This window comes from Enterococcus sp. FR204, assembly GCF_031143325.1.
Classification (GTDB): domain Bacteria; phylum Bacillota; class Bacilli; order Lactobacillales; family Enterococcaceae; genus Enterococcus_B; species Enterococcus_B faecium.
Genome location: NZ_JAKZIW010000002.1, coordinates 113,329 through 119,328 on the forward strand (window position 1 = coordinate 113,329; position 6,000 = coordinate 119,328).

The window sequence follows — 6,000 nt, forward strand, 5'->3', positions numbered from 1 at the left end:
AGTAAATACAATGAACGTCTACAAAAAACTTCTATTTATTTATAGATTTCGTCAGGCAAATCCAATTCTCTCTTATCAATCAAAGTCTGATACCACGAAGCAGATTTTTTCAATGTTCTGCTTCGTTCATCGTTCAATTCGATTCGAACTAATCCATATCGATTCTTAAATGCATTCATTGGTGACACACAGTCAGTGAATGCCCATAACATATAGCCTTCGCAATTTGCGCCTTCTTCTGTTGCTTTGATCAAATAACGCAAATGCTGTCCGATAAATTCGATACGGTAATCATCTTGCACGATTTCTTTCTCATCCATATACCGTTCTTCATGTTCTCTTCCCATACCGTTTTCTGTTATCAGCCAAGGGATATTATGATAATTTTCTTTTAGATACATGGCTATATCATACATGATTTTCGGATAGATTTCCCATCCCCTGGAATTATTCATTTTCTTCCCAGGTAAATCAAAGACTTCATAATATCGTTCTGGATGGAAAGGTGTCTCTTCATTCCATTGATAACGAGGAGCGCGAACGCGTTTAGGATAATATTGATTGATTCCAAGGAAATCTACTGTATGATGCTGAATCGTTTCTAAATCCTCTGTTGCAGGATCGAAATAAATCGATTGTTTTTGACACAACTCCAGGAACTCTTCTGTGTAATACCCTTTTACCATCGGATCAAAAGATACTCGATTATAAAACAAATCATACATATAAGCAGCTTTTTGGTCTTCTGGAGAATTGGATCGAGCATAGACCATTTCAGGATTTAAAATACAGCCAATCCTTCCACCATAATTTCCGCTGCGGTAAATCTCTACTGCTTTAGCCGTTGCTAAAACTTTATGATAATTCCACATCATCCACTTTTTTGTGTTTTGTTCATGCGGCCAGCGAACAGCATCCAAATAGCAACGCGTTTGGGGAACGATTGGTTCGTTGAATGTAAACCAGTTTTTTACCCTATCACCGTAACGATCAAAGGCAATTTGAGCATACTTAGCATAAAAATCAACTACTTTTCTTGAAGACCAGCCATCATATTTTTCCAAAAGAAAAGCTGGGACTTCATAATGTTCCAAACAAATCATCGGTTCTACGTCTGCTTCGATCAAAGAGTCGATCATTTCACTTATATGATGAGCATATTCTTCATCTACTATACAGTTCTCATAATCAGTAAAAAAACGAGCCCAATTGATAGAAGTCCGATAATGTGTCAGATGGATGGATTTCATCAGATCCACATCCTGCTGGTATTGTTCCATAAAATTAGTTGCTACGGCTGGGCCATACCCATTATGCCAAACAAAATGTTCATTTTTATACCAGCTATCTATAAACGAATCCTGTCCTTCTTTTTTTCCTTTCCAACCTTCCGTTTGCCAAGCAGAAGATGCAGCACCAAGAATAAAATTTTTTGGAATAGTAATTTTCATGATTTCCTCCTGTTTTTTAGACCCCATCATTTTCCACACGATTTGCTACTTTTACGAATGGCAGATAGATCAAAATAGAAACAATAATACAAACAAGTTGCGTAATAACTGCACCGATATTTCCTGCTGTTGCCAGATAAGCATTGACGATCGGCGGCATCGGCCAAGGGACCATTACAACTGCTTTCGCCGCAAATCCTAAAGCGGTTGCAAAATAACCAATCGTTCCGGTGATAAGAGGCGTTAAGATAAACGGAATAGCTAAAATTGGATTCAGCATGATCGGCATACCAAAAATAACTGGTTCATTGATGTTGAAGATCCCAGGAGCAAGGGATAACTTGGTGATTTGTTTCATATCTTCCCGTTTTCCAACTAACAATACTGCAATCAGTAAACCGATCGTGACTCCAGACCCGCCCATACTCATATACATATCCCAAAATGGCATAGTAATAATGTTAGGTACTTCTTTTCCAGCTTCAAAAGCTTCCGTATTTACAGCAATTGCCGCTAAAAGCAACGGTTCCCGTATCGGCTTCACCATTTGATTTCCATGGATACCAATCACCCAAAAGACTTGCGCAATAAACATCAATAGCAAAATACCCGGTAACCCTTGTACGACACCTTCTAATGGGCGTTGTACGACATTGTAAATGATATCATAAAGGTACATTCCTGTAAGTTCTTTGATGATAAATCCCGCAGCCGCGATACCCGATACAGTCAGAATCGTCGGGAATAAAGCAGAAAAACTAGCAGAAACATTCGTTGGCACGGTATCAGGCATTCTCAGCTGTAGTTTCTTCTGTTTCCTCAACCAGCAATAAAGTTCAATAGAAAGGATGGAGACCAACATTCCCAAAAATAACCCTTTCGTGTCTGTATATTGTTTAGCCAATACGTTTTCTACTATAACAGTCTGATTTTCATTCACTAATTCATAAACAGTTGGATTAACAGATAAATAAGACATCACTGCGATGATACCAGGGAATACACCATCCACTTTATTCAGCTTGGCTAATTCGATCCCTATCAGAAAAACAGCATAGATGGTCAAGAAACTTAGTGTGACATAGCTGATGGCAGATGCGATAGGCTTTAATTCTTCTAAAAAACGCAAGAAACTTATCTGTGCTAAGCCATTTTCCGAGTCAAAGACCATTGCTGAAAACAATGTGCCAAAAGCACCCGTAATAATTACCGGAATCAATGCAGCAAATGCGTTTTTTATCACCATGATATACCTTAAATTATTGATTCTCGTTGCCACGTTCCCTAAAACATTGGCTAATTTATCCATAAAACTCATTCCAGATCCCCTCATTCCTGCTTCTTCTCCTTGACGTCATCTCTTTTTGACTATTAGTCAGCGTTTACATTTCGATGAACAGAAACTATTTACTCCTCTTTTTTACCAAATATAAAACAAAAATTCATCTGATGTATTTATCATAAAATACATCAGATGAACTGTCAATTAGTTTCTTTTTCTCCTATTATTTTCTGTAATTCTCTCCGATTTATTGCCATATGGACAGTCATTGCGTCAAACGCAGCAAGTGCGTTCCGCCTTTCGATGGCCTGAACGATCTCTGTATGAATATCGATCGTCTCGATTTTCAGATGCTGGATATCATAATTTTTATTAAACAAAGCAATTGATTCATTAATGATTGGGATAATATGCAGCAAGGCTACGTTTCCGCTAGCTTCTGCAATCATCGTATGAAAATCGATGTCTAATTGAACATGTTCTTGTGTGCCTTCTCGAAAAGAAGTTTCAATCTTTTGCGTTAATTTTTTCATTTGGACGATTTGATTCTTCGTTGCATATTCCGCTGCCAAACCTGCCATCTTAGGCTCCAATAAATATCTCAGTTCAAATAAGTCTCGTATCATCCGATCCTGATCTTCAATCAAAGAAAAACCGAGTGGGTCATTGGCAATCCCTCGCTTATCACTGACAAATGTCCCCGCTCCTTGCCGAACTTCAAGGATATTCCTGGAAGCTAGAGCCCGCACAGCTTCTCGCACCGTGCTTCGCCCCACCTCTAAATAATAGGACAATTCATATTCATTCGGCAGTTTATCTCCTACTTGCAACTGCATTTCCTTTAAATATCTAAGGATCTTGTCAGTAGTTACTTCTACTAGGGTTTTATTTTCTTCCAAACCACATACCTCCTTTTCATCTGATGTATTTTTTCGTAATTATTATAACACGTTTGAATCATCTGATGATTTTTTGTATACAAAATTGATTAATCCGTTCATAGACATACAAACGAAGAAGATATTTACCATAAAAAAGACTAGGATAAAATTCACTCCTAGCCTTCGATCATTTTTATTTTGAACGACAAAAAATATGATGTTCAATAACAGACGATCTTCATTCGATTCTTGATGTCATCTTTTGTTTTTTTTAATATATGGATAAAAAGTTTGATTACATCGTTTCTATTCTAGAATTTGGTCGATTCTCAATTCTTCTTCTGGTGAGAAATCTAAATTATCCATCATTCGAACACTTTCTTGTAACTGACTTAACCGACTTGCTCCGACCAGTACACTTGTAACAGATTTTTGTCGCAAATTCCATGCAAGGGCCATTTGCGCTAATGATTGTCCTCGTGATACGGCGATTGTTTGCAGTGCTTTGATTTTTTCCAGAGTTGATCCAACTTGTTCTTCTGAAAGGAATGGTATTTCCTTACGATGTGCTCTAGAATCTTCAGGAATACCATGTAGATAACGATTTGTCAGCAACCCTTGAGCAAGCGGACTGAACGTGATTGCCCCTAGCCCTTCTTCTTCTAATACTGGAGATAGATCGTCTTCTAGTAGTGCACGAGAAAACATATTGTAGCGCATCTGATGAATAATGAACGGTGCTTCCTTTCTTTTTAAAATTTCAGTCATTTTTTTTGTATCTTCTCCATTATAGTTGGATATACCAATATATAATGCTTTTCCTTGTCTTACAAGTTGCATCAAAGCTTCTGCTGTTTCTTCCAAAGGTGTATCAGGGTCTGGGCGATGATGATAGAAGATGTCAACATAATCTAGCCCCATTCTTTGGAGACTTTGGTCACAACTTGAAATGATGGATTTACGAGAGCCCCATTCCCCATATGGCCCTTCCCACATATGATAACCTGCTTTGCTAGAAATAATCAGTTCATCACGGTAGGCTTGAAAATCTTCTCTAAAAATACGCCCAAAGTTTTTCTCTGCAGCTCCAGCAGAGCCTCCATAATTATTCGCAAGGTCGAAATGGGTAATTCCCATGTCGAATGCGCCTCTTAAAATCTCTCTTTGATTATGGATAGGATCATAATCACCAAAATTTTGCCATAATCCGAGAGATAAAATCGGTAATTTCAAACCTGAATGACCGGATTTACGATATTCCATTTTTTCATAACGTGCACTATCTGCAATATACAATTTTTCTCCTCCTCATCAAATCTTTTTAAAACGCTTTCTTGTTTTCTATTTTTAGTTTACTACATTTTAAAGAAAAGGAGTTACTCAAAATGATTTTTTCGTATATTTTTTTGCCATTTGTTTTTTACTCGTTGATAGATCAGAAATTGATTACGTGCTTGCTGGATTTTTTTATAACGTTTCGGTTGTTTTTTGTAAAATTGCTGATGATAGTTTTCTGCTGGCCAAAACGTACCGGCTGGTTCGATTTTTGTGACGATTGGTTGGTGGAAAGTTCCTGAACTGTCTAGTTTCTGTTTTGATTGTTCCGCTAATTCTTTTTGTCGTTCGTCTTGATAAAAAATCACTGGACGATATTGCTTCCCTCTATCTTGAAATTGTCCAAATGTATCTGTGGGATCAGTAATTTGCCAATAGATTGTCAGCAACTCGCTATAACTTATTTCTCTTGTGTCATAAATGATCTCCACAGCTTCCACATGACCTGTGTAACCACCACTTACTTGATCATAATTTGGTTTTTCAACATGTCCGCCCGTGTATCCTGACAAAACAGATAGGATCCCTTTTTTCGATTCAAACGGCTCGACCATACACCAGAAACATCCCCCTGCAAATACTGCACGTTCTTGATAGTCAGCATCTTGCATGGCATGCTTGGAAAAGTCATATTTTTGCTCCTTATCAAATCCTTCCGTAATCAATAAATAAAAGTCCATTACATCAGGCGTCAGATTCATTCGGATAGCTAATGGACGTAGTGTTGCTTCTAGTTTTGATAACTGTTCTTTAACGGATATATTTTCTCTTGTGTCATTCTTTGTCTGAATCAATACTTTTCGTTCCCAATCTCGTGTATTCGGATTCAAAATCAGATTATAAAGTGTTTGAATGAATATTTGTTCCTCATCCATAGATTCTCCTCCTTTCCGAAGAAGACAAGCTAGTGACTTTAGCTGTAATTTATCATAAAGTGAGGAAATAAGCGATTACTTCATCCCCCTACAGATTTTTCGTATAAAAAAGAGAGAATCCTTATCGACAGATTCTCCTTTTTAATCAATTTATTTTATAAATGAAAAGTTAATTT

At 37.3% G+C, this 6,000-nt stretch carries 5 protein-coding genes; all 5 read right to left on the reverse strand.

The features are described 5' to 3' along the window. Nucleotides 1-35: 35 nt before the first annotated feature. Nucleotides 36-1,451: a glycoside hydrolase family 1 protein gene (locus tag RG571_RS01255; RefSeq protein ID WP_308947423.1), complete on the reverse strand. Its 1,416-nt coding sequence runs from the start codon at nt 1,449-1,451 to the stop codon at nt 36-38. A 16-nt stretch (nt 1,452-1,467) separates the two neighbouring features. Continuing rightward, entirely contained in the window at nt 1,468-2,784 is a 1,317-nt protein-coding gene (locus RG571_RS01260; RefSeq protein ID WP_002307860.1) for a PTS sugar transporter subunit IIC, read from the reverse strand. Nucleotides 2,785-2,933: 149 nt separating this feature from the next. Further along, the gene (locus tag RG571_RS01265) at nt 2,934-3,632 is read right to left on the reverse strand and encodes a FadR/GntR family transcriptional regulator (RefSeq protein ID WP_308947422.1); all 699 of its coding nucleotides are present in this window, start codon (nt 3,630-3,632) and stop codon (nt 2,934-2,936) included. A gap of 288 nt (nt 3,633-3,920) precedes the next feature. Continuing rightward, complete coding sequence (locus tag RG571_RS01270) at nt 3,921-4,877, reverse strand: aldo/keto reductase (protein ID WP_180812902.1); 957 nt, start codon at nt 4,875-4,877, stop codon at nt 3,921-3,923. 113 nt (nt 4,878-4,990) lie between these two features. Further along, nucleotides 4,991-5,824, reverse strand: a complete 834-nt coding sequence (gene msrA, locus RG571_RS01275; protein WP_002338584.1) for a peptide-methionine (S)-S-oxide reductase MsrA — start codon at nt 5,822-5,824, stop codon at nt 4,991-4,993. Nucleotides 5,825-6,000 lie beyond the last annotated feature (176 nt).

What these genes read in the sequence shown, in the direction of transcription:
- RG571_RS01255 (WP_308947423.1), bottom strand. Translation starts at nt 1,451, where the DNA reads ATGAAAATTACTATTCCAAAAAATTTTATTCTTGGTGCTGCATCTTCT.
- msrA (WP_002338584.1), bottom strand. Translation starts at nt 5,824, where the DNA reads ATGGATGAGGAACAAATATTCATTCAAACACTTTATAATCTGATTTTG.
- RG571_RS01260 (WP_002307860.1), bottom strand. Translation starts at nt 2,784, where the DNA reads ATGAGGGGATCTGGAATGAGTTTTATGGATAAATTAGCCAATGTTTTA.
- RG571_RS01270 (WP_180812902.1), bottom strand. Translation starts at nt 4,877, where the DNA reads ATGGAATATCGTAAATCCGGTCATTCAGGTTTGAAATTACCGATTTTA.